Origin of the sequence: Methylogaea oryzae (assembly GCF_019669985.1) — a bacterium.
Lineage (GTDB): Bacteria > Pseudomonadota > Gammaproteobacteria > Methylococcales > Methylococcaceae > Methylogaea > Methylogaea oryzae.
Window position 1 is genome coordinate 2679729 of sequence record NZ_AP019782.1, and the last position, 23561, is coordinate 2703289.

Below are 23561 nucleotides of genomic sequence, written 5' to 3' on the forward strand. Positions count from 1 at the left end.
TCCGTGGTTTCGCTTGATTAAGGGGTGACCGTTGCCTTACTGCGCGGCGAGATGGGTGCCCGGAGGAGCCCGCTGGACAAAGTAATTGCGGATGCCTTGGAAAATCGAACGGGCGATTTGATCCTGATGGGACGCATCGTTCAGCTTGCGTTCCTCTTCCGGATTGGAAATAAACGCCGTTTCCACCAACACGGAAGGGATGTCCGGAGACTTCAGCACGGCGAATCCGGCCCGCTGCACTTGCCGATGATGCAGATTGCTGGAGCGCGATAGCTCCCTCAGCACCGTGCCGGCGACTTCCTGGCTGGCTTCCTGCGTAGCGGTTTGCGACAGGTCCAGCAACACCGACGCCAGCACATTGTCCTTGTCGTTGAGCTTGACGCCACCGACCAGATCGGCGGCGTTTTCCCTTTCGGCCAACCATTTGGCCGCTTCGCTGGTGGCGCCTTTTTCCGACAGCGTAAACACGGAGGACCCCTGCACGTCGTCGTTCACGTATGCATCGGCGTGGATAGAGACGAACAGGTCCGCTTTATGCTTGCGGGCCTTCTGGATGCGTTCGCGCAGCCCCACGTAATAATCGCCGTTGCGAATCATCACCGGACGCATGCCGGGTTGCTGGTTGATCATCGCCTCCAGCCTACGGGCGATCGCGAGCGCGACGTGCTTTTCCTCCGTCCCCAGGGAACCGTGGGCGCCGGGATCGTCGCCGCCGTGGCCGGCGTCGATCGCCACCACCACGTCGCGCAACGCGGATTTGTCTTTTTCCTGTTTCGCCGGCGGCTTTAGGCCGGTCGAGCCGGCAACGCCTTCGCTGACCGGGGCCGGTCTTTCCGGCGACACGGGCCTGGAGAAACTGGCCGGCATCGCCACCGGAGAACGCGGACTTTGCCGCGCTACCGGCTCAGACGGCTGCGGCGCGGGCACGCTATCGCCGGTGTACAAGTCCACCACCAACTGATGGCCGGCGCGCCCTTCCGAAGCGACGTAGCTTCTCACCTTCACCGCCTGCTTCAAATCGACGACCAGGCGCAAATGGGCGCTATCGCGCATGCCGGCGCGTACGCCCCGCACCGTCGGATTATTGGCCGGAGCCTGGGGCAAGGCGCTGTTCAAAACGCCGTTGGTCACGTCGATAATGAGCCGATCGGGGTTGCGCAACATCGCCAATTGATGCTCGGACACCGGTGCGGACGTGTCGAACACCAAACGGGTATAAGACGACGTGGCGGAATAACGCAGCGCCCCCACCTGAACGGCGGCATCCGCCATCCCCGCGCCAAAAACCAGGGCGGTGACAACGACTCGGGCCAGACTGCGTAAACGTAGCGCCATATAACGACAGCAAACAAAAATAGGAAGGCCGTAAAAACATAGCCGCCCCACAAAAAATGCGCAAGTATTTTCTAGGAAGTATACGTAAGCACGTGATGTAGCTAGCATTTACAGAGCATCGACAACAGCCTGCCCCCGCACCGTGGCGGCCGTTGCTTCGATTTGCCGGCCGGCGGCCGCCACCGTCAAGCGCAAGGCCAAATCGGCCGGCGGCAACACGCCCTCGCCGCGCTCCGGCCATTCCACCAGGCACAGCGCATCCGCCGCCAGGTAGTCGCGAATGCCCATCCACTCCAGTTCCTCCGCGTCGGCCAAGCGATATAAGTCGAAGTGATACACCTGCCGACCGTCCAGGAGATACTCCTCGACCAAGGTGTACGTGGGACTTTTCACCGCGCCTCGATGCCCCAGGGCGCGCAACAAGCCGCGCACCAGAGTGGTTTTGCCCGCACCCAATTGTCCGTGGAGAAAAACCAAACCGCCTCCCGTGAAGGCGCGCGCCAAGCGCGCGCCGAAGGCTTCCGTGGCGGCTTCGTCCGACAGATGGATTTTCATCGATTCAACAACTCCCGCAACCGCGGCAACAAATCCGCCGCCAGCAACCCTCTTTCGCCCATTTCGGCCGCCAAATCGCCGGCGCTGCCGTGCAAGGCCGCGCCATAGGCCGCAGCGGCCAGCGGCGCGAGGCCTTGGGCCATGAGTCCGGCGATGACGCCCGTCAACACGTCTCCCATGCCGCCGCTGGCCATGCCGGGATTGCCGGCGCGGCTTACGTAGGCCGGCCCCTGTTCGCCTTGAATCAGAGTCCCCGCGCCTTTCAACAACGCCACGCCGCCGTAGACGCTTTGCAACGCGGCTACCGCGCCGTAACGATCCGCTTGGATTTCGACGCCGGTTTTGCCCAACAAACGGGCGGCCTCGCCGGGGTGGGGAGTCAACACCCAATGGTCGCAACGACGGCGCCCGGCGGCCAGGAGGTTGAGGGCGTCGGCATCCGCCACCAGCGGCAAGCCGCTGGCGACGGCGGCGTCGAACAGCGCCTTCGCCCAGACTGTTTGACCCAGGCCGGGACCGATGGCGACGACGCTGGCCTTGGCCAACAAAGGCATCAGCTGTTCGGCCGACTCCACCCCATGCACCATGAGCTCAGGCCGGCCGAGATTCAGCACCGCGGCATGGGCGGCGCGGGTAGCGACGCTCACCAGCCCCGCGCCGACGCGGGCTGCGGCTTCCGCCGCCATACGCGCCGCACCGCTGTAGCCGCGGTCGCCGCCGATCAGCAGCACGTGACCGTGGCTCCCCTTGTGCACGCAACGGCGTCTCGCGGGCAAACTCGGCAATTCCCCCAGCAAGGCCGCGCCGGCCGGAATCACGGCGTTGATGCCGGCCGGCAAATCCAGTCCCGCCAATTGAACCGCCCCGCAATAGTCCGCCGCGGACCCGCTGTACAACCCCCGCTTCAAGGCGATGAATGTCACCGTCAACTGCGCCCGCACCGCTCGCCCCAACGGCGCGCCGCTGTCGGCGCAGAGCCCGGAAGGAATGTCCAGCGCCAACACGGGACGACCGGATTCGTTGATCGCGGCGATGGCCTGCGCGTAAGCGCCCTCCACCGGCCGGTCCAGCCCGGTTCCCAGCAAGCCGTCAACCAGCACCGTATCGGGCTCGAAACGCTCCGGCAGCGCCGATGCCGCCACTCCCCCGTCGTCGCGGTACAGTCGATAGGCCGACAGGGCATCGCCCTTGAGCCGCTCCGGCGCGGCCAGGGCGTACACCGACACCCGAAAACCGGCCTGCCGGGCCAACCGAGCCACCACGTAACCGTCACCGCCGTTGTTGCCGGCACCGCACAACACGCAAAGTGAACGGACCTCCGGCCACCGTTCCCGCAAAGCGCCGAATGCCGCCGCGCCGGCCCGCTGCATCAACGCCAACCCGGCGATGCCCAACGTATCGATGGCGTAACGGTCCAACCGGCGCACCTGCTCGGCGCGGTACAAAGGAATGGATGCGGCCAAATAGGCGGCCAGGGTGGCTTGCATGAAGGCTCGGCAGCGGCGGAGAATGTTCGTGTTATTCTCCCCCACCGAGCTAACCGCCGGCTAGTGCCCCATGACGCCCCCTCCCATCGATTACGCGCAACTCGCCGCTCGCATAAAGACCTGGGGCCAAGAGTTGGGCTTTCAGGGCGTGGGCATCGCCGACATCGACTTGCACGCCGCCGAACAGCGTTTGCTGGACTGGCTGGCGCGGGGGTTTCACGGCCGGATGGAGTACATGCAACGCCACGGCAGCAAACGCAGCCGTCCGGCGGAGCTTGTGCCGGGCACGATCAGCGTCGTCAGCGTACGCATGGATTACCTGCCGCAGGGCATGGACAGCGCGCAGGCGGCGCTGGACGACGACACCAAAGCCTATGTGTCGCGCTACGCCCTGGGACGGGACTACCACAAGCTGGTGCGTCAACGGCTGCAAAAGCTGGCGACGCGGATCGAGGAAACCGTCGGCGCCCTCGGCTACCGCGTGTTTTGCGACAGCGCGCCGGTTCTGGAAAAACCCATCGCCGAAAAAGCCGGCCTGGGCTGGATCGGCAAGCACACCAACCTCATCGACCGAAGCGCCGGCTCATTTTTTTTCCTGGGGGAAATCTACACCGACCTGCCCTTGCCCGCCGACGTCCCGGCCGCCAGCCATTGCGGCCGTTGCCGCGCCTGCCTGGACATTTGCCCCACGGCGGCCATCGTCGCGCCCTACGTTCTGGACGCCCGGCGCTGCATTTCCTATTTGACCATCGAGCTGGCGGACAGCATTCCCGAGGAGTTCCGCCCGGCGCTGGGCAATCGCATTTACGGCTGCGACGACTGCCAACTGGCTTGCCCCTGGAACCGCTTCGCCCAACTGAGCGTGGAGACCGATTTTTTGCCGCGCCACCAGCTGGAAAGCGCCGACCTGCTGGCGCTGTTCGCCTGGGACGAAGCCACGTTTTTGTCGCGTACGGAAGGTTCGCCCATCCGCCGCATCGGCCATGAACGCTGGCTGCGCAACCTCGCCGTGGCGTTGGGCAACGCCCGCCCGACGCCGGCCGTTATCGCCGCCTTGCAAGAACGGATGCAGCACCCCTCGGCCCTGGTGCGGGAACACGTACAGTGGGCGCTGGCGCGCCACGAGGCGCCCCCCAAATAAACACGGGCCGGCATATGCCGGCCCGTCTCGTCGCCACCGCGATCCTTGCGATGAATTGGTCAGTTCTGGCCCGTCAATGCTTCGTTTCGGCTGGCGCCTTGGTCGAAGCCGGCGTAGCGGCGGCGGGCGCAGCGCCCGCGCTTTTCACAGTCAACTTATCCTTGTTCTTCTCGATGGTCGCCTTGCCGATTCCTTTCACTCGGGCCAAGTCCTCCACGGATTTAAAGGCCCCGTTGGCTTCCCTGTCCTTGACGATGGCAGCCGCCTTGGCCTTGCCTACCCCGTCGATGGCCGCCGCCAGGTCGTCAGCGGTGGCCGTGTTGATATCCAACGGCTCCGCCCACGCCCACAAGGGCAACAACGACAATACCAGCACCACGAAACAACGTTTCAATACGTTCATATGGCATCAACTCCTTGGTAATGGATTAAATAAGCCGCCATTCGTTGGCGGCCGGCCTTAAGCCTAGCCCAATAAACGCATTTGTTACACGGCTTTTCGTGACGGCCACCGCAATTACGCGGCTATCCCCCCACGCCATCGTTGCGTATTCGCATGGTCTCCCAATGCAGGCATGCCGGACAGCGCCAATATAACGTCTCGGAACCGAAACCGCAGTGCGCGCACAGGTAGTTGTGGCTATTGACCACAAAATGCTGCAACGATTGGCGCACAACGAACAAATGGGGCGTCGCGGCCGGCTGCTCGCACAGCAGCCCCAGCAACGCGTGCAGCCCGCGCAAGGAAGGGCGGGAAGCCACCGTGGCCGAAAGATAATCCGCCGCCTTGTCCAAACCTTCGCCACGGGCAATCAGACTGGCCATGGCCACTGCCGCCTCGGCGGATTTGTATTTGGCCCCCAGCCAATCCAGGTAATCCAATAATTCGCGGCGCTCCGCCAACTGGTCGCCGTAGGCCAGGAACCAAGGCAGTATCTCGGGCAGGTAACGCGGGTTCTGCTCCTCCACCCGCTTGAGACAGCGATAAGCCTGGGGGAAATCGCCGCGATCCACGGCCAAGTCAACCGCCAGCAAGCTGGCTCGAACGCAATTGGCCTCATGGGATAAGGCGACGTCGATACAGGATGCCGCCTCCCGCGCATGGCCGGCGGCGCGCTGGGCCTGCGCCATTTCGCAATAGAATTGCGCCAGGGTTTCGCCGCGACGTCCCTTGCCGCCCATGGCCCGCAGGCAATCGATAGCTTTCGGCCAATCCTTTTCCTGCTGGTAGATATCCAACAACTGGGCGGCGGCGGCCTCCCGCTGCGCGGGCATCGCCAGCAAGCCGGTGAAGACCTCCTCGGCGCGGTCGAACAAGCCGGCGCGCAAATAATCCATTCCCAGCTCGAAACGGATGCGGCACCGCTCGCCTTCCTCCAAACCGCTTTTCGACAACAGCGACTGATGCAGAGCGATGGCCCGCTCTACCTGGCCTGGCCTTCCTTGCGCGCCAGAGCCGCCAACGCCATATGGGCGCTGAAGGAATCGCCGGTGGTATCCAGCACGCCTGAAATCAGTTCAGCCGCTTTATCCGGGCTGTCGCGCAGCAAATAATCCATGCTGTTGCGGCAGACGCGCCGCAGTTCCGCCATCTCGACCGCCGCAGCCCTGGCGGCATAATGCTTGCGCGCCCCCAGCCAACCGGAAGCCGCCGCGATGGGAAGCAATATGTAGAGAATTTCCTGCATGGCGCCTTATCCTCGCTGGATTCGGAAAATCGCCGTGAGTCCGCCGTCAAGTCGAAGCGGGTCGGGAGTCTTTCGATGAATTCGCCACGCTGGCGTCGACCCGATCACGCAATTCCTTGCCGGGTTTGAAATGAGGGACGTATTTAGGGGTCAGGTCCACGACATCGCCGGTTTTGGGATTGCGCCCGGCGCGGGGTGGCCGATAGTGTAGGGAAAAACTGCCGAAACCGCGTATTTCGATGCGCTGGCCGGCGGATAAGGCTGTGCTCATGTGCTCCAGAACGCACTTGACGGCCAACTCCACATCCTTGGAAGCAAGATGCGTCTGCTTTTTGGTGAGCAACTCAATCAATTCCGACTTGGTCATAAACCTGCTCTCCAAAGAAAAAGGGGGCACGTGTGCCCCCTTTTCCGCGTCGACTTACTTCTCCATCTGCTCCTTGAAGATGTCGCCCAAGGTGGCGGCACCCGTCGTCTGCTGTTGGGTGTACCCCTTCAGCACGGCGGTTTCTTCCTCGGTATCCTTAGCCTTGATAGAGAGGCTGATGCTCTTGGTCTTCTTGTCCACGCCGATGAACTTGGCTTCCACCTCGTCGCCCACTTTCAGCAGGGTACGGGCGTCTTCCACGCGATCGCGCTGGATTTCGGAAGCGCGCAGGTAACCGTCGACGCTGTCCGCCAGGGAGATAACGGCGCCCTTGGCATCCACTTCCGTGACCGTGCCCTTGACGATGTCGCCCTTTTCGTGGGCAGCCAGGAAGTTCTGGAACGGATCCTGTTCCAGCTGCTTCACGCCCAGGGAAATACGCTCGCGTTCCGGGTCGATGGCCAGAATGACGGTTTCGACCTCGTCACCCTTCTTGTAATTGCGGATGGCTTCTTCGCCGGTCGTCGACCAGGAAATGTCGGACAGGTGGACCAGACCGTCGATGCCGCCGTCCAGGCCGATGAAAATGCCGAAGTCGGTGATGGACTTGATGACGCCGCTGATGCGATCGCCTTTCTGGTGGCTGGCGGCGAATTCGTCCCACGGATTGCCCTTGCACTGCTTCATGCCCAGGGAGATGCGGCGACGGTCTTCGTCGATTTCCAGCACCATGACTTCCACTTCGTCGCCCAACTGGACAACCTTGGACGGGTTGACGTTCTTGTTGGTCCAATCCATTTCGGACACGTGCACCAAGCCTTCCACGCCTTCTTCCAGCTCAACGAAGCAGCCGTAGTCGGTGAGGTTGCTGATCTTGCCGAATACGCGGGTACCCTGCGGGTAGCGGCGGGAAATGTTCTGCCACGGATCTTCGCCCAGCTGCTTCAGGCCCAGGGAAACGCGGTTCTTTTCCTGGTCGTACTTGAGCACCTTGACTTGCAGTTCCTGACCGATCTGCACGGCTTCGGACGGATGGTGGATGCGTTTCCAGGCCATGTCGGTGATGTGCAGCAGGCCGTCGATACCGCCCAGGTCGATGAACGCACCGTAGTCGGTGAGGTTCTTGACCACGCCCATGATGATGGCGCCTTCCTTCAGGCTGTCCACCAGGGCCGCGCGTTCCGCGCTGTATTCTTTTTCCACCACGGCACGGCGCGACAGCACCACGTTGTTGCGCTTCTGGTCGATCTTGATGACCTTGAATTCCAGGTCGCGGTTTTCCAGGAACGCGGTATCGCGCACCGGACGCACGTCCACCAGGGAGCCGGGCAGGAACGCGCGCAGCGCGCCGACGGAAACGGTGAAACCGCCGCGCACTTTGCCGCTGATGCGGCCGACCACGGTGGCGTTTTCTTCGAAAGCTTTCTCCAGTTCGCCCCAGGCCATTTGCTTCTTGGCCTTGTCGCGGGACAGCAGCGTAGCGCCCATGCCGTCTTCCAGCATTTCCAGGGCCACATCCACTTCATCGCCGATCTGGACTTCGATCTCGCCGCTGTCGCTGAGGAACTGCCACTTGGGGATCAGGCCCTCGGACTTGAGGCCGGCGTTGACGACCACCACATCGTTGCCGATGTCGACGACCGTGCCGCGGAGGATGGAACCCTGGCGCATTTCGGACTGCACCAGACTCTGTTCAAACAATTCAGCAAAGCTTTCGCTCATAAAACTACGCACTTCCCTGGACAGACCAACCGGAGAGTTAAAATCTGGCCATGTATCAAAAGTTAATAAAACCGCTCAACGCGGCACCAATTCCGTCGCACTACCCAAACCCTAACCGTTGATCAGATCCAGCACGCGCGCTATCACTTGATCGATAGTCAAACCGGAAGAATCGACCACCGTCGCATCGGCCGCCGGCACCAAAGGCGACACGGCCCGTTCCCGATCACGGCGATCCCGCTCTTCCAATTCAAGGGTTAATTGACCAAGGTTAACATCAAGTCCCTGCTCCTTCAACTGCTTATAACGCCGCTCGGCGCGCACCTCGGCGCTGGCGGTGAGGAACACTTTATAAGGCGCGTCGGCGAACACCACCGTGCCCATATCGCGTCCGTCGGCCACCAAACCGGGCGGGCGGCGGAAGGCCCGCTGCTTTTCCAGCAGCACGGCGCGCACCTCGGGGTGGGGAGCGATATGGGAAGCCGCCGCGCCGGTTTCCTCCCGCTGGATTTCGGCGCTGACATCGTCCCCGTCCAACAACACGGCGAAGCCGTCGGCGGTACGGAACGACAAATCCATCGCCCGCGCCGTCGCGACGACGGCGGCCAAGTCGTCCAACGCGACGCCGCGACGCCGCACCGCCACCGCCAAGGCGCGGTAAATGGCGCCGCTGTCCAGGTAATTCCACCCCAAACGCTGCGCCAAAGCACGGCTGACCGTGCCCTTGCCGGCGCCGCCGGGACCGTCGATGGCGAGTACCGGAGGTAAATCGGCCATGCCTTACTCCGTCACGCTGATGTTCAGTCCCAAGTTTTTCGCCAAGGACACGAAGGTGGGGAAGGAAGTATTAACGTTGGCGCAATCGTCGATGTCGATGGTTCCGGACGCACGCAACGCCGCGATCGAGAAGGACATGGCGATGCGATGGTCGCCGCGGGAATTGACCCGACCGGAGCCCAGCCGGCCGCCTTGGATGACCATGCCGTCCGGCGTCGGCTTGGCGTCGATGCCCAAGGCCACCAGGCCGTCGGCCATCACCTGGATGCGGTCGCTTTCCTTCACCCGCAACTCCTCCGCGCCAGTCAGCACGGTCTGGCCTTCGGCGCAGGCCGCCGCCACGAACAATACCGGGAATTCGTCGATGGCCAGCGGCACCAGCTCCTCGGGGATGGCGATGCCTTTCAGCTTGGCCGAACGCACGCGCAAGTCCGCCACCGGCTCGCCGCCCACGGTGCGCGGGTTGAGCAGTTCGATATCCGCACCCATGAGCTTCAAAATGTCGATCACGCCGGTGCGGGTCGGGTTGATGCCGACGTGCTGCAGGGTGATGTCGGAACCCTCGGCGATGGAAGCGCCCACCAGGAAGAAAGCGGCCGAGGAAATGTCCGCCGGCACGTCGATGTCGCAGGCGGTCAGCTTGCCGCCGCTACGCACGCTGATCTTGTCGCCGTCGCGGCGCACTTCGTAGCCGAACCCCTGCAGCATGCGTTCGGTGTGGTCGCGGGTGGGCGCGGGCTCGGTGACGCTGGTTTCGCCTTCCGCATACAGGCCGGCCAGCAACAGGCAGGACTTCACCTGGGCGGACGCCACCGGCATGTCGTAGTGCATGCCTTTCAACTGGTGGCCGCCCTTGATGCGCAGCGGCGCCGTGCCGGCCTCGGTGGTTTCGATCACCGCCCCCATGTCGCGCAACGGCGCGGTCACCCGCTTCATCGGGCGGCGCGACAGGGATTCGTCGCCAGTCAGCACCGTATCGAAAGGCTGGCCGGACAACAGGCCCGACAGCAAGCGCATGGAAGTGCCGGAGTTGCCCAGGTACAGCTCGCCGGCCGGTGCTTTCAGGCCGTGCAAGCCGACGCCGTGAACGGTCAGTTCGCCGGGACCGCCCCGCTCGATCTTGACGCCCATGGCCTGGAACGCCGCCAGGGTAGACAGGGCGTCCTCGGCTTCCAGCCAGCCCTTCACGTGGGTCACGCCCTCGGCGATGGAACCCAGCATCACCGAGCGATGGGAAATGGACTTGTCGCCCGCCACGCGGCCCTCGCCTTTCAGGCAGCCGCCGGGTTGGACGTGAAACTGGACTTGCTTACTGTGCATGATGGTTGTTCTCGTACAGATCCAAAAACCGTTGCCGCGCCGCTTTGGCGCGTTGAAATAACTGCAGCAGGGCGTCGCCGTCCCCGCTTGCGATAAGCGCCGCCACCTGGCCCAATTCGTCGCGCAAGCCTTCGATGCGCTGCAAAATCGGCTCGCGATTGGCCAGGCAGATGTCGCGCCACATGGCGGCGTCGCTGGAGGCGATGCGGGTGAAATCGCGGAAGCCGCCGGCCGCGTAGCGGAAAATCGCCTCCGTCTCGTCTTCCCGTCCCAGCATATCCACCAGGGCGAAAGCCGCCACATGGGGCAAATGGCTGGTGGCCGCCAGCACTTGGTCGTGGCGCAGCGGCTCCATCTCGCTCACCTCGGCTCCGGCGCCGCGCCACAGCTCGGCCACCCGCTGCACCGCAGCGGGAGCGGTCTCCGCCGCGGGCGTCAAAATCACCCGCTTGTGGCGGAACAGATCGGCGTGGGAAGCGTCCACACCGCTGCGCTCGGCCCCGGCGATGGGATGGCCCGGCACGAAATTGGCCGGCAGGGAACCGAATACCCGTTCCGCCGCCTCCAACACGTTGACCTTGGTGCTGCCGGCGTCGGTGTAAACGGCACGGCTATTCCACACCGGCTTGAGAGCGGCCAACACCGCCTCGGTGGCTTGCACCGGCACGGCGATCAGCACCACGTCGGCATCCTTGGCCCCCTCGGCCACATCGGCGCAGCCCCGATCGACCACTCCCAGAGCCTGCGCCCGCTGCAAATTAGCCGCATCCGCATCCACGCCGACCACGCGGCGGCACAAGCCGGCGCGGCGGGCGGCCCGCGCCAGGGAGCCGCCGATCAGACCGACGCCGACGATGCAAAGGCGTTCGATCATGCCGCCAGGACGGCGTCCAGGGCGCGCAGGAAAACGGCGTTCTGCTCGGGCGTACCCACGGTGACGCGCAAATGGTTGGGCATGCCGTAATTGCCCACCGGCCGCACGATGACGCCTTGGCGCAGCAAAGCGTCGTACAAGGGCGCGGCGGGCCGCCCCATGTCCACGCAAACGAAATTGCCGACGGACGGGATATAGGCCAAGCCGCGCTCGGCGAAAGCCGCGACCAGCTGCTGCATGCCTTGGGCGTTGAGCTCTAGGGAACGGCGCAAATGCGCCTCATCCTCCAACGCCGCCCTGGCGGCGGCCAGCGCCACGCTGCTGACGTTGAACGGCGGCCGCACCCGGTTCATCAAGTCGGCCACCTCGGGATGAGACACCGAGTACCCCACCCGCAGCCCGGCCAAGCCGTAGCACTTGGAAAAAGTGCGCGCCACGATCAAATTGGGATAACGCTCCACCCAAGCCATCGTGTCGGGATAATCCGCCGCGCCCATGGCGGGATGGCTGGCGTACTCGAAATAAGCCTCGTCCACCACCACCAGCACCTCGCGCGGCAGATCGCGAATGAAGCTTTCCAAGGCGGCGGAGCCCAGCCAGGTACCGGTGGGATTGTTGGGATTGGCGATGAAGATCAGCCGGGTGCGCGGCGTAACGGCTCGGCGCATGGCGTCCAGATCGTTGCCCCAGCGGCTGGCGGGCGTGGCCACCGCCTGGGCGCCCAGGGTCTGGGTGAAAATGGGATAGAGCGCGAAGGAATGCTGGGAAAACATCACCTCGTTGTCCGGCGTCACGAACACCCGCGCGGCGAACTCCAGCACGTCGCTGGAACCGTTGCCCAAGGTAATGCGTTCGGCCGCCACGCCCAGCCGTTCGGACAACGCCGCCTTCAACTCGAACCCGCCGCCGTCGGGATACAGCTCCACCTCTTTCGAAGCGGCCAACGCGGCCTCCAGCGCCTTGGGGCTGGGACCCAGCGGGTTTTCGTTGGAAGCCAGCTTGACGATATTGCTCAAGCCCAGCTCCCGCTCCAACTCGCCGATGGGCTTGCCGGGCTGGTAAGGAGTCAAGCCCCGCACGCCGGGGGCCGCCAATTCGAAAAAATTCACCATAGAAATATCGTATTGCTGTTAAGCCTGGGCGCGCGGATAAGAGCCCAGCACCTTGACGAAGCTGACCTCGGCCTGGGCCACGCGCAGGGCCTCGGCCACACCGGCATCGTCCCGATGCCCTTCCACGTCGATGAAAAACACGTAATCCCAAGCGCCGCGCCGCGAGGGACGCGACTCGATCTTGCTCATGCTGATGCCGTGCTGGGCGAACGGCGCCAGGGCGCGATGCAGGGCGCCGGGCTGATTCCCGGTGGAGATCAGCAAGGAAGTCTTGTCGCGCCCCGTCGGCCCCACGGCCAAGCGGCCGATCACCAGGAACCGGGTGGTATTGTCCGCCTCATCCTCGATGTTGCGCTGCAACACCGCGAGGCCGTAGATATCCGCCGCCGTCTCCCCCGCCACCGCCGCGCTGTCCGGCGTTTCCGCCGCCAGGCGGGCCGCTTCGGCGTTGCTGCTCACGGCGACCCGCTCGGCCCCCGGCAGATAACGGTCCAGCCAGCGCCGGCACTGCGCCAGGGACTGCTGGTGGGAGAACACCTTGCGGATGGCGGCAAGATCGGCCTGCTTGCCCATCAGATTGTGATGGATACGCAGCGACACCTCGCCGCAAATGCCGAGAGAGGAATTCAGGAAGCTATCCAGCGTGTGGGTGATGACGCCCTCGGTGGAATTCTCCACCGGCACCACGCCGAACTGGCAATCGCCGCTTTCCACCGCGCGAAAAATCTCGTCGATGGCCGGCAGCGGCACGGCTTGGACAGCATGGCCGAAGTGCTTATAGGCCGCCTGCTGGCTGAAGGTGCCGGCCGGCCCGAGAAAAGCCACCGTCAGCGGCTTTTCCAAAGCCAGGCAGGCGGACATCAGCTCGCGGAACAACCGCGCCACGGAATCGTCGTCCAAAGGACCTTGGTTCAAGTCCCGCACCCGCTGCAATACCTGGGCCTCCCGCTCGGGCCGATAGAAATTATCGGTCTCGCCGGCCGCCAGCTTGGCCTCGGCCACTTCTTGCGCCAAGCGCGCGCGGCGGTTGAAAAGTTCCAGGATTTCGGCGTCGAGGGCGTCGATCTGTTTGCGAATTTCGGAAAGGGGTTGCGTCATGAACGGCGCGTCGGCTGGTCCGTTTGTTGAAAGATGGGCTCACGCCGGCGCGTGAAAAATCCGGCACATGCTAACCGCGAACGGCTTTAAATTCCAGCCGGGCGCGCTACGACCAGTTGAGATTCAACTTGCGGTGGGAAGCGGCGCAGTCTCTCAAGTAGAGGTTGATGAGGCTTTGGTACGGAATGCCCACCTCCTCGGAAAGCGCTTTAAAGTAGCCGATGGATTCTTCATCCAGGCGGATCGTCACCTGTTTTTTTAACTGGGAAGCATAGGGATTCTTCCTGGCCTTGGAGAAGTCATATTCTTTGCGCATGGGACACCTTTACGAGTAGTACTTTCTTTCCTGGGCCGTCGCCTTGCGGGCGGAGATGATTCGAATCGCCCCTCCGTCGCCCCGGTAGCAATGGCAGACGACCAAGAGCCTTAACGCAGCGCTCAAGCCGAGCAGAACAAAACGATCTTCTTCACCGGAATGGTCCGGGTCGTCGATGAGCTTGGCGCGCTCGTCGTAGAAAGCGGATTTCGCCTCATCGAAGCTCACGCCATGCTTCTTGACGTTGACGGCGGCCTTCCGTTCGTCCCACTCGAAGTGCAATGCGCTCATAGCGCGAGTGTAGTTACGATGTAATGCAATGACAAGCTGCACGAGCGCCCGGCGGGAGCCGAAAAAAATTCGCGGCGGCCCTGCGGGCCGCCGAGGCAAAGGGAAAAAGAACCAAGCGCAAAGGGCTATAAGTCCTGGGCTAGACGGAAACCGACATCGATGCCGCGGAGGATGCCCGGGTAGCCCCCGCCGCGGTCGGCCGAACGCACGGCCGCCGGTACGACGTCCCAGGAACCACCGCGGATCACCCGCCGGCCGTCATCGCCGGTCTCCCAGGCGGAACCGTCGGCCGGCGCGCCCGTGTAATCGCCGTGCCAGCAATCGCGCACCCATTCCCACACATTGCCGCTGGTGTCGTACAGGCCAAAGTCATTGGGCGGGAACGAGCCGACCGGCGACGGCTGTTTGCCGCTCCACTGGCTGCCGCCGTCATCACAATTGGCACGTTGCTTTTCAAACTTATCGCCCCACCAATAGGCTGTTGCAGTTCCGGCGCGGCAGGCGTATTCCCATTCCGCTTCGCTAGGCAGCCGTCCGCTCGCCCATGCGGCGAAACGGCAGGCCTCCTCCCAACTCACCCCCACCACCGGCTGGCGCGCCTGGTTGAAACGGCGGTCACCCCAATAGGCCGGCTCGCTGACATCCGGATTCGCTTGCAAATAGCGGGCGTATTCCTCGTTGGTGACCGGATATTTGCCCAAGTAAAATGGCTTGATCTGCACTTCGTGTTGCAGGTGTTCGTCACTGTCACCGACGCCATTAGGCGAACCCATGAGAAAACGCCCCCCAGGGATCAGCAGCAGTTCGACACTGCCGTTGGCGCTGGTGAGTGACGCAGCCGGGGTAAGAAGTAACGACATGTGCCCGGTTACATCCCCAAGCTGACCGTCCTTGAAAACGCGATGAACAGCTCGAACACCCAGCCTAGCCAACAATGTCTGGTATTCCGCTTCCGGCAGCAGCCGTTGCAGCAAAGGCAAAGCCGCCCGCCGCCCCTGCAAGCCCCCATCGCCATCGGTCGGCTGTTGCAGCCACTTTACAAACGGCTCCGCCGTCACCTCCGCCGCCTCTTCCAAAATCAAGCCCCCCAGCTCCGCCGACAGGTCGAAATCCAGCAGCTTCAAGGCTTCTTGCATGAACGGTGTGAACAGTGAAGGGTTGCCCTGGGCCAGCACCAGCAGGATCACCTCCTGCCACCAGCTATCGGCGTGGCGCGCGGCCAAGTCGCGCAACACCGCTGCCTTGTCGCCCTCGAAAGCCTGGCGGCGCAGTTCGCAGGCGGCCAGGTATTCCTGGAAGCCCAGGTGCATGAAGCCGAATTGATCCTGCCCCCAGCCGGTGAGCAGGCCGCTTTCGTCGCGCACGGCGCGCAGCAGGGCTTCCGCATCGCCGCCGGGCCAGTTGCGCTGTTGCAGCACCGGCTCGATGTGGGGAGCCAGTTGCGCCGCCGTGGCGCGGGTGCGTTCCTTTTCGCCATGCAGCCACAGCGCCGCCGGCTGCAAGGCGCGCCGGCCCAGTTCGGCGGGCACGGATACGTCCAGGGACTTCACTTCCCGCCAGTGTTCCAACAACACGTCGATGCATTCGTCGTACAACTGGTGGCGATTGCGCGGCAAGGCGCCCCGGTCGCGGTGCACCAAACACAGATTGGCCAACAGCAACGGGTTGCGTGTCAGCGTCGCCATGCGCGCCAAGCGGAAATCCGGCTGGCGCAGCCGTTCGATGAGGCTGGCTGCGCCTTCCTCGGTCTTGATGGCGGCTTCCGGCGTGTCGCCCGCCAGGCCGGTTTCCACCGCCCGGTACCAGTTGCGGATGAAGTCGTCCGACTGCTCCGGCGTCAAGGGCCGCAGGTGCAGCTCCAGGAATTGAGCGCCCAGCCGGTCGCTGTCGTCGTAGCCGGCGAAGCGGCAAGTGATCACGGCGGTGCAATGGGGCCGGGCCTGGGCCGCTTGCTCGATCCAGCGGGACACCTGGGCGCGCCGCTTGGGATCGCTCACTTCGTCCAGGCCGTCGAACAGCAGCAGCAAGGGCTGGCCGTGCAGCAGCCGCTGGCCGAAGCCTTGCGGCATATTCAAGTGCGGGCTGTCCAGGGTCTTTTCGATAAAGGCGTCAATGCCGCGCTCCAGGTCGTCCAGCTCCCGCAGCGGCAGAAACACCGGCAGCGTGTCCGTCGGCAGCCCCAGGCCGGCCGGGCCTTGCTTCAGGCAATGCAGCAGCAGGCGCTTGAGGTGGGTGGTTTTGCCGGAGCCGGGATCGCCCAGTATCGCCAGCCCCCGCCGCTTGCGCTGTCCCGCCGCGCGGAAGGCTTCGATCAGGGGAATTTCCTCGGCGCCGTGTTCGCCCAGTTGCTTTTCCGCATCAGCCGCGTCGGCATACCCCACCTTGCCGCTCGCCCGCAAATGCAGCCGGGCGTGCAGCGGCACGTACAGCTCCTCCAAGGCGATGGGCACGCGCAGCTTGGTTTTGAAACCGGCCAGGGGCAGGTCTTGGTGCTGGGCCAGGACGGCCAGCCGATAGCGTTCCAGTTCCGAGGAATCGGCAACAGCGGCTGACGGTGTGGTTTGTTGGACGGGCTGTATGCCTTCCTGCTTTTCGCGCCAGCTTTTCAAAGTGTCCAGAACCGACCCGTGCAGCAGTTTTTCAGTAAACAACGCGGGCATTTGGTCGCCACGGTATTTGGCGCGGAAGGCGTCAAGCTTTTCCTGCTTAGCCCAGCGGTCGGGACCTTGGTCAATATCCGTTTGGAAGTCAAAGGAGGTTGTAGCGATTTCGAATACGAAACACGGCCTGCCCACCGCCTTGGCCGCGTCGTATTCCAGTTCGGTGATGGAAACGGCCTTGCCGTCGGGTATCCAGCCGTAGCGGTGGGCGATGATGCCCACGTACACATCGCAATCCCGCGCCTGCCGTTCGCATTCATCCACGGTGGGATTGGCCGAAGCGGTGAAGCGCTCCATGCCTACAGGCGTCATCTTGGCACGCAGCACTGCGTCCTCCACCAGCTTGCGCCGCTCCTGGTTGTCGAGGTAGGTGCTGGAGATAAAAACGGTGTAGGGGTGTTTGGCCTGGGCCATGGGGACGCCTCCCTTTCTCTTGTGAATACCAAGCGCCGGCACGATTGGGATTCCGCCCACCGGCCAAGCCCAAGATTAACCGAAATTGCCAGCTCCGTCCGGCGTGCAGTTCAGCGCCGTTTCAAAGCCAACAGCACACAATACATCCCCGCCGCCGCCAACAAATGCTTGAGGGCATGGCCGCTGAAGCCGGCGGCTGCGTATAAGCCGCCGTCCAGCAGCTCGGCCAGTTTCGAGGCGCCGTATAGGCCCAGCACCGCCCACCACCAGCCGCGCCCCGGCTGTTTGGCGGGAAACACCAGCAGCAGCGCGGGGATCAGCAGCATAGGCAGGAATTGCACCAGGCCGTAGGGGCGCAAATCGCCGTGGCCGAACACTTCTCTGGCGTGCCAGTACCAGACGGAAGCCGCGCCGGCGGCCAAGAGAGGCCACAGCAGACGCCGGCCCCAGGCGGGCGAGGCGGTTTCCGCCACAGCGGCGCAGAAGAACGCCATGAACGACACCGTCATGGGCAGGCGGTCCCACACCAGGCGGTCGTTGTCCGGTTGCAGATGGTAATAGGCGGAGCCGCAGCCCAGCGCCGCCGCGCCGAGGAAAAAAGCCGCGTACACCGGCAGCAGGGACCGAGGTAGGCCGGCGGGGCGGCCGGCGAGAAAGCGCAGACCCAGCACGCCCACCAGGGTGAACGGCACGTTGGTGACCACGTTCCAGAAGTTGGCGATGCCCAACAGGGTGCGACGATCGGCGAAGAGATGGTAGGCGGGATCCTGGGGAACCGGCGGGAGCAGCCACATGGCACCGGCCGCCAGCAGCGACAACAGGGCCATGCCCGGCAGGGCGTGGCGGCGGGCGGATTCAAGCCATGGCATAACGAAGTTCTCCTGCATCACAGCCCCGGCGGGCGGGATTTACGAACCGGCAGCGCCGAATCGCCGTAACACTGTGTAAACCGGCCCTTCCGGGCGCGTCACCGATTGTACGAGGCAATAATCCCGCGCCGGCCAGTGCAACGGCGTGATGGTTTCCAGCGGCGGCTCATGGGCCTTGCGGGCCACGGTCAGGTGGGCGCGGTAGGGACGCTGCTCCACCGGCAGACCCAGTTGGGCGGCCACGCCGTTGAGGCCGGCCACCAGCTCGGCCAAGGGCTGCGGCGTCTGAACCGCGGTCAGGCATAACACCCTCGGCCGCGGCCAGAACTCCACCCGCTGGAATTCCAGTTCGAAGGGCGCGAACGGCAGCGGCGCGGCCAGCGCCATCAGCCGGTCGAGGCAAGCTACCGGCACCGCGCCGAGAAACACTAAGGTGAGATGGTAATGCTCGGGCCGCACCCAGCGGGCCGTGGCGGTTTTCCGCAACGGCCGCAGCGTCTTGACCAAGGTTTCGCGCAGGCCGTCGTCCGGCCACAGGGCGAAAAACAGCCGGGCCGTGGCGGCCTCCGACTCAGGGAGAGGACCACGCGCGTCGCTCACGTCGAATGGCGTCCGGCAAGGCGTTTTAGCGCCGATGCGAGCCATGCGGCCCTCACGTCCTTATGCCTGGGTTCCGCCAATCCCTGGCGGAACGACGGCAGTAGATAGACTTGTGTAAACACCTATGCCCCGGGGAGAGAGGGAAAGATCAAAAAGCCACGAATTCGGTCCCCTCTCCCTCCGGGAGAGGGTTAGGGTGAGGGAGGTTAAAAGGCCGTGGCTTTTTTATCCCCTCATCCCAACCTTCTCCCTGGGGGAGAAGGGGAAGCGAGCCCCCAGGTTTCTAGGTAGGACGGCTTCCATACAGCTCGGCCAGTCCGGCCAGCGCCACGGCCACCGCTTGGCGGCGCACCGCTTCACGGTCGCCGTGGAACACTTCGCATCGGCAGGCGGCGGCGCCGTCGCTGCGGCGCCAGGCGAACCATACCGTGCCCACCGGTTTGTCCGCCGTGCCGCCGCTGGGGCCGGCGATGCCGCTCACCGCGACGGCCGCCTGGGCGCGGCTATGGGACAAAACGCCTTGCGCCATTTCCCCCACGGTTTCGGCGCTGACCGCTCCGTGGGTTTTCAGGGTCGCTTCGGTCACGCCCAACAGTTCTTGTTTGGATTCGTTGCTGTAGCTGACGAAGCCGCGCTCGAACCAGCCGGAGCTGCCGGCCACGTCGGTGAGGCATTTAGCCAGCCAACCGCCGGTGCAGGATTCGGCCACCGCCGCGTAATGGCCGTGGGACTTGAGCAAATCGCCTACCCGCTCCGCCAGCGCAGACAAAGCGGCATCGTCCGGCAACGCCATGTCAGTTCACCGCCGCCACGCACTCGAAGCGCGCGCAACCCAGGGCGATGTTTTCCCGATTGGCCAGCCGCACGAACTTCATGCCGGTTTCCAGCAACAAGCGCACCACGCTGCCTTCCTGCTGCCGCAAGCTTTCGATCAGCACGAATGAGCGCACCGGCACGGCCTCCTCGTCCACATAAGCCAGCGCGCGCTGATAGGCATTGGGATTTTTCGTGTCCACCTTGGCCGGCTGCAGGCCGGCCGGCATGATGCGGCCGGTAATCCTGCGCAAGCTGAACTTCACCACCCCGCCCAAACGCTCCAACAACACGCGATCGACCACCGCCAGCCCCCGTCCGCCGCCGGCCATGGGCTGGTAACTCAACAAAGCCCCCAGCACCACGCGGCCCGCCACGTCGCCTTCGCACCCCAACATGCCGTCGCTCAACAAAGCGGCATCCCAAGCTTCCGTCGCCGATTGCGACAGGTCGTCGCCCGGTGGAGCGCTCATCAGGGTATGGGTAGCGCGGAAGCCCACCGTTACGTTGACGCCGCCCTCCGCCGTCACATGCTCGCCGCTATGGCTGACGTTGTTCCAACGGCGCCGCAAATAACGCAAGAAATCGTCGCTGATCTCCCCGTCGGGACGCGGCTCGAAGCGGCCGCTGCGGCGGACGCCGGCCCGCTCGCACAAACCCGCCAGCAGTTTATCGAGCGGCGCCGGATCCAACCCCAGGCCGTCGCCTTCTTCGCCGGCGGCCAGCCAGGCCGGCGGCTTGTCCTGCTCCAACTGCGCCACCCAACCGGAGGCCGCGACCTTGCCGGACACAGGACGCAACCGCACCGCCGGCACCCACGACTCCAACAACGAATATAACCCGAGGATTTCCTGTCCCTGCAAGGCATAGGGATCGGCCAACCCCAGCAACAGGGTCTGCACATAGACTTCTTCGATGGACGGCGACGGCTGACGAACCGCCGCCCCGTCGCGATGCCGTTCCTCCGTCTTGCGTTTTTGCACGGCCAGGCGATAAAGCGCGTGCAGGTCGCGCCACACCCACGCCGGCACTTTCAAGTGCAGGCAGTAATAGGACAGCAACAAGTGGCTGACGCAGCGCAACAAGCGGTGGGTCAGCAGGCCGAGGGCGCGCTCCGCCGCCCCGTCGCTGGCCGCATCGAACTCCTGCAGCAACACGCTGTACATTTGGCCGAACTCGCGCCCCAAGGCCAGCAGCGTTTCCCCGGCCGCTTGGTCGTCCTTATCCAGGGGATAGGCCTTGCCCGCCACGCGCGCCATCAAATAGGACGACACCGACAGCACGGAAGGACGCAGCAGCTCCGCCAGCTGGAACAACGCCTGGCCGCCGAAGCCGGCGCCGTTGATCTCGGCGATGCGCTGCAACAATTCCTTGGAAAACAGCACTTGATTGCCGGTGGGCGCATCGTGCAGCCACTGGGCCACGGCGCTGGGGGTGAACGACTCCACGGCGGCGGTTTTCGCCTTGGGCGGGGCGCTAAGAAAAAACAGGGTAGGCACTTGGCGAAATTCCGCTGATTCGGTTCAGGCTTGGCGCTTTAACAGGCTGGCGCGCCAAGCGTCGGACAGGGCGTCGACGGACAAAGCGCGGCGGATGATTTCCTGCTGGCGCGGCCCTTCCGCCAATGCCAGCATGCAATCGCGGATATTCAGGCCTTCGGCGTCGGCCCTGACCAACTCGATGGGATCGCCGCCGCGCACCTGGCCCGTTTCCAACACCCGCAGGTAGAAACCCACCCGGCCGGAGGTCATGAACCGGCTGACGAAGTCGGCCATCCCCATGCGCAAGCCCAACTTGAAGCAAGGCACGCGCGGCTGGGTCACCTGCACCAGGATCTCGCCGATACGGAACACATCTCCCAGGTGCACCGCTTCGTCCGGCATGCCGCTGACGGTGAGATTTTCGCCGAACTGGCCGTGGGGCATGTCGGACCGCCCCAGCGCCTCCCGCCAATAATCGTAATTTTCCGCCGTGTAGGCATAAACCGCCTTATCCAACCCGCCGTGGTTCTCCAGGTCGGCTTGCCCATCGCCGGCCAAGCCGGTGGCGGACACCGCGACCAGCCCCGCGACCGGCGCTTTATAGATGCCGGTCGAAACCGGTTTGCCGTGATCGTCTACGGTGCGCGGCATGCCGACGCTGATGGAGAGTAATTGCATGGAGCGGTCTCGCTGATATCGGTTACCCCGGCCATTTTAGTCATCGGCGCCCCGCCGCACTAGCCGGCCGATGTGAACGGCCGCCGCACCGTTGTCACACAACTGTCATATTCCTTTCACATCCCTGTCACATGCCCTTCGTATCTTACGCCCCGTTAATTTTAATAACGCTTAACGCCTCGAAGGGGAGTCGATTTTGATGAAAGCGAATAAGAAACTGGGCCTGCGTTCTGGCGCAACCTTGGGCGCCGCGGCCCTGGTCTTTTCGGCCGGCGCAGCCGCCGCCGATAAAGAACTGCTGGACATGTTGGTGAAGAACGGCGCGATCAACAAAACGCAGTACGACACTTTGCTGAAGAAAGCCGATCTTTCCAAATCGGACGTCAAGGACGCCCATGCCGGCAACGCCCACGTGGTGCTGGGCGACAAGGGGCTGGAAATCGGCAGCAACGACGGCAACTTCAAAGCCGCCATCGGCGGACGCCTGCAGCTCGACGGCCAAACCAACTGGAACAGCCATAACCTTCCGAACGCCACCGGCGCGAACACCACCAACGCATTGGCCGACGGCACCAGCCTGCGCCGCGCCCGTCTGCACGCGGAAGGCACCTTCTTCAAGGATTACGATTACAAATTCGAGTACGACTTCACCCGCGGCCCCGGCACCACGGCGGCCGGCGTGACCGACGCCTATATCCGTTGGAACGCGCTGAAGCCTTTCGCTCTGACGGTGGGTCAATTCAAAGAGCCGTTCAGCTTGGAAGAAGCCACCAGCAACCGCTTCCTGACCTTCATCGAACGCAACATGGCGGTCAACGCCTTCTCCGACAACCCCAACGCCTACCGTATCGGCGCCATGGGCTCCTATTCCGAACAGCGCTGGATGGCCGCCGGTGCGTTGATGTCCGAATCCGTCGGCGGTTCCGGCTTGACCTGTAACGCCGCCGGCACTTGCACCAACGTCAACGGCGCCACGCTGTACAACACCAGCTCGGTCAACACCAACGGCAACGCCAACCGCAACAACGGCAGCGGCAACAGCAGCTGGGACGTCACGGGCCGCGTAGCGGGCCGCCCCTGGTACAACAGCGAAACCGAATTCCTGCATGTCGGTGCTTCCGGTTCGTATCGCACCATCAACAACAATTACACCGGCAACAGCGCCTTCAACAACGGCGGCACGCTGTTCGCTGCCTCCATCGGCAACGTGGACCGCACCGCCCTCCTCAACACCGGCAACCTGACCAAGGGCAACAAAGGCGCCGCGGGCTCTTACGAACTGGATCATTACACCCGGTTCGGCGCGGAAAGCGCCTTGGTGTACGGACCGTTCTCCATGCAGGGCGAATATATCCGCACCGGCCTGCAGGGCAACGGCTATAAGGACGAGGTGCTGGAAGGCTACTACGGCTACGGCAGCTACTTCCTGACCGGCGAATCCCGCAAGTACAAAGCCAGCACCGGCGCGTGGGACCGCATCACGCCGAGCCGCAACTTCGACATGAACGGCGGCTGGGGCGCCTGGGAAGTGGCGGCCGGTTACGACTACCTGAACCTGAAGGACGGCACGGTGAACGGCGGCCGGGCTCAGACCGCGAAAATCGGCCTGAACTGGTATCCCAACTCCCACGTCCGCCTGATGGCCAACTACGTCCACGTGTTGAACATCGATACGGCGCCGACCGCATCGGGCACGACGGTTGTCAACCAACCCGGCGCGCGCTCCCAGGCCTTCAACAACACCAACCCGGACATGCTGCAATTCCGCGCTCAAGTGGATTTCTAATCCACACCTCGTATCACTCGTAGACGCTCGTCGTCTTTCCTTTCACCCCGCCCGCAAGGCGGGGTTTTTTTTGCTTTGAAAAAACCCAAGCTCTCGGCCCAGCTGAAGGCCGGCCCGCCGCCTCCCAATCGAAGCCCGTTTCCGAGTAACATGCGCAGCCTGCGCCGCTTCCGCCTC

Annotated in this window: 23 protein-coding genes; 2 read left to right on the forward strand and 21 right to left on the reverse strand. The window is 63.9% G+C overall.

Annotation, left to right across the window (positions count from 1 at the left end; genetic code table 11):
- Positions 1-36 precede the first annotated feature (36 nt).
- The 3 genes from K5607_RS11690 to K5607_RS11700 form a co-directional block, all read right to left on the reverse strand.
- Positions 37-1335, reverse strand: a complete 1299-nt coding sequence (locus K5607_RS11690; protein ID WP_082411719.1) for an N-acetylmuramoyl-L-alanine amidase — start codon at positions 1333-1335, stop codon at positions 37-39.
- A 108-nt stretch (positions 1336-1443) separates the two neighbouring features.
- The gene (gene tsaE, locus K5607_RS11695) at positions 1444-1890 is read right to left on the reverse strand and encodes a tRNA (adenosine(37)-N6)-threonylcarbamoyltransferase complex ATPase subunit type 1 TsaE (protein WP_054774496.1); all 447 of its coding nucleotides are present in this window, start codon (positions 1888-1890) and stop codon (positions 1444-1446) included.
- Entirely contained in the window at positions 1887-3377 is a 1491-nt protein-coding gene (locus tag K5607_RS11700; protein WP_221047098.1) for an NAD(P)H-hydrate dehydratase, read from the reverse strand. Before K5607_RS11700 ends, tsaE begins: the two co-directional genes overlap by 4 nt.
- Positions 3378-3447: 70 nt before the next feature.
- Between K5607_RS11700 and queG the strand changes: the two genes are divergently transcribed.
- Positions 3448-4518, forward strand: a complete 1071-nt coding sequence (gene queG, locus K5607_RS11705; protein WP_054773627.1) for a tRNA epoxyqueuosine(34) reductase QueG — start codon at positions 3448-3450, stop codon at positions 4516-4518.
- A 73-nt stretch (positions 4519-4591) separates the two neighbouring features.
- On the opposite strand, the gene K5607_RS11710 is transcribed toward queG, so the two are convergent.
- The 18 genes from K5607_RS11710 to K5607_RS11795 form a co-directional block, all read right to left on the reverse strand.
- Complete coding sequence (locus K5607_RS11710; RefSeq protein WP_217994974.1) at positions 4592-4921, reverse strand: ComEA family DNA-binding protein; 330 nt, start codon at positions 4919-4921, stop codon at positions 4592-4594.
- A 122-nt stretch (positions 4922-5043) separates the two neighbouring features.
- Positions 5044-5913, reverse strand: a complete 870-nt coding sequence (locus K5607_RS11715) for a hypothetical protein (RefSeq protein WP_221047099.1) — start codon at positions 5911-5913, stop codon at positions 5044-5046.
- A 29-nt stretch (positions 5914-5942) separates the two neighbouring features.
- A complete protein-coding gene (locus K5607_RS11720; RefSeq protein WP_221047100.1) occupies positions 5943-6206 on the reverse strand; it encodes a tetratricopeptide repeat protein in 264 nt (87 codons plus the stop codon).
- A 46-nt stretch (positions 6207-6252) separates the two neighbouring features.
- Positions 6253-6573 (reverse strand): integration host factor subunit beta, encoded by a 321-nt coding sequence (locus K5607_RS11725; protein ID WP_054773624.1) that lies wholly within the window; start codon positions 6571-6573, stop codon positions 6253-6255.
- Positions 6574-6627: 54 nt separating this feature from the next.
- The gene (gene rpsA, locus K5607_RS11730) at positions 6628-8295 is read right to left on the reverse strand and encodes a 30S ribosomal protein S1 (RefSeq protein WP_221047101.1); all 1668 of its coding nucleotides are present in this window, start codon (positions 8293-8295) and stop codon (positions 6628-6630) included.
- Positions 8296-8406: 111 nt separating this feature from the next.
- Entirely contained in the window at positions 8407-9072 is a 666-nt protein-coding gene (gene cmk, locus K5607_RS11735; RefSeq protein WP_221047102.1) for a (d)CMP kinase, read from the reverse strand.
- 3 nt (positions 9073-9075) lie between these two features.
- The gene (gene aroA, locus K5607_RS11740; protein ID WP_054773623.1) at positions 9076-10392 is read right to left on the reverse strand and encodes a 3-phosphoshikimate 1-carboxyvinyltransferase; all 1317 of its coding nucleotides are present in this window, start codon (positions 10390-10392) and stop codon (positions 9076-9078) included.
- A complete protein-coding gene (locus K5607_RS11745) occupies positions 10382-11266 on the reverse strand; it encodes a prephenate dehydrogenase/arogenate dehydrogenase family protein (protein ID WP_221047103.1) in 885 nt (294 codons plus the stop codon). The genes aroA and K5607_RS11745 overlap by 11 nt, the downstream gene beginning before the upstream one ends.
- Complete coding sequence (gene hisC, locus K5607_RS11750; protein WP_221047104.1) at positions 11263-12378, reverse strand: histidinol-phosphate transaminase; 1116 nt, start codon at positions 12376-12378, stop codon at positions 11263-11265. Before hisC ends, K5607_RS11745 begins: the two co-directional genes overlap by 4 nt.
- 18 nt (positions 12379-12396) lie before the next feature.
- Positions 12397-13476, reverse strand: a complete 1080-nt coding sequence (gene pheA, locus K5607_RS11755; protein ID WP_221047105.1) for a prephenate dehydratase — start codon at positions 13474-13476, stop codon at positions 12397-12399.
- A gap of 106 nt (positions 13477-13582) precedes the next feature.
- Complete coding sequence (locus K5607_RS11760) at positions 13583-13792, reverse strand: BrnA antitoxin family protein (RefSeq protein ID WP_054774928.1); 210 nt, start codon at positions 13790-13792, stop codon at positions 13583-13585.
- Positions 13793-13801: 9 nt separating this feature from the next.
- Entirely contained in the window at positions 13802-14083 is a 282-nt protein-coding gene (locus K5607_RS11765; protein WP_054774929.1) for a BrnT family toxin, read from the reverse strand.
- Between the two features lie 125 nt (positions 14084-14208).
- Positions 14209-17157, reverse strand: coding sequence for an SUMF1/EgtB/PvdO family nonheme iron enzyme (locus tag K5607_RS11770; protein ID WP_221047106.1), 2949 nt, complete (start codon positions 17155-17157; stop codon positions 14209-14211).
- Between the two features lie 110 nt (positions 17158-17267).
- Entirely contained in the window at positions 17268-18026 is a 759-nt protein-coding gene (locus tag K5607_RS11775; RefSeq protein ID WP_246598847.1) for a ceramidase domain-containing protein, read from the reverse strand.
- A gap of 39 nt (positions 18027-18065) precedes the next feature.
- Positions 18066-18671, reverse strand: a complete 606-nt coding sequence (thpR, locus tag K5607_RS11780) for an RNA 2',3'-cyclic phosphodiesterase (RefSeq protein ID WP_221047107.1) — start codon at positions 18669-18671, stop codon at positions 18066-18068.
- Positions 18672-18909: 238 nt separating this feature from the next.
- Complete coding sequence (gene pncC / locus K5607_RS11785) at positions 18910-19419, reverse strand: nicotinamide-nucleotide amidase (RefSeq protein WP_221047108.1); 510 nt, start codon at positions 19417-19419, stop codon at positions 18910-18912.
- 1 nt (position 19420) lies between these two features.
- Positions 19421-20938, reverse strand: coding sequence for a hypothetical protein (locus K5607_RS11790; RefSeq protein WP_221047109.1), 1518 nt, complete (start codon positions 20936-20938; stop codon positions 19421-19423).
- A gap of 24 nt (positions 20939-20962) precedes the next feature.
- Positions 20963-21598 (reverse strand): MOSC domain-containing protein, encoded by a 636-nt coding sequence (locus K5607_RS11795; RefSeq protein WP_221047110.1) that lies wholly within the window; start codon positions 21596-21598, stop codon positions 20963-20965.
- Between the two features lie 199 nt (positions 21599-21797).
- Here K5607_RS11795 and K5607_RS11800 point away from each other — a divergent pair, with 199 nt between their 5' ends.
- On the forward strand, positions 21798-23384 hold the full coding sequence (locus K5607_RS11800; RefSeq protein WP_246598848.1) for an OprO/OprP family phosphate-selective porin: 1587 nt from the start codon (positions 21798-21800) through the stop codon (positions 23382-23384).
- Positions 23385-23561 lie beyond the last annotated feature (177 nt).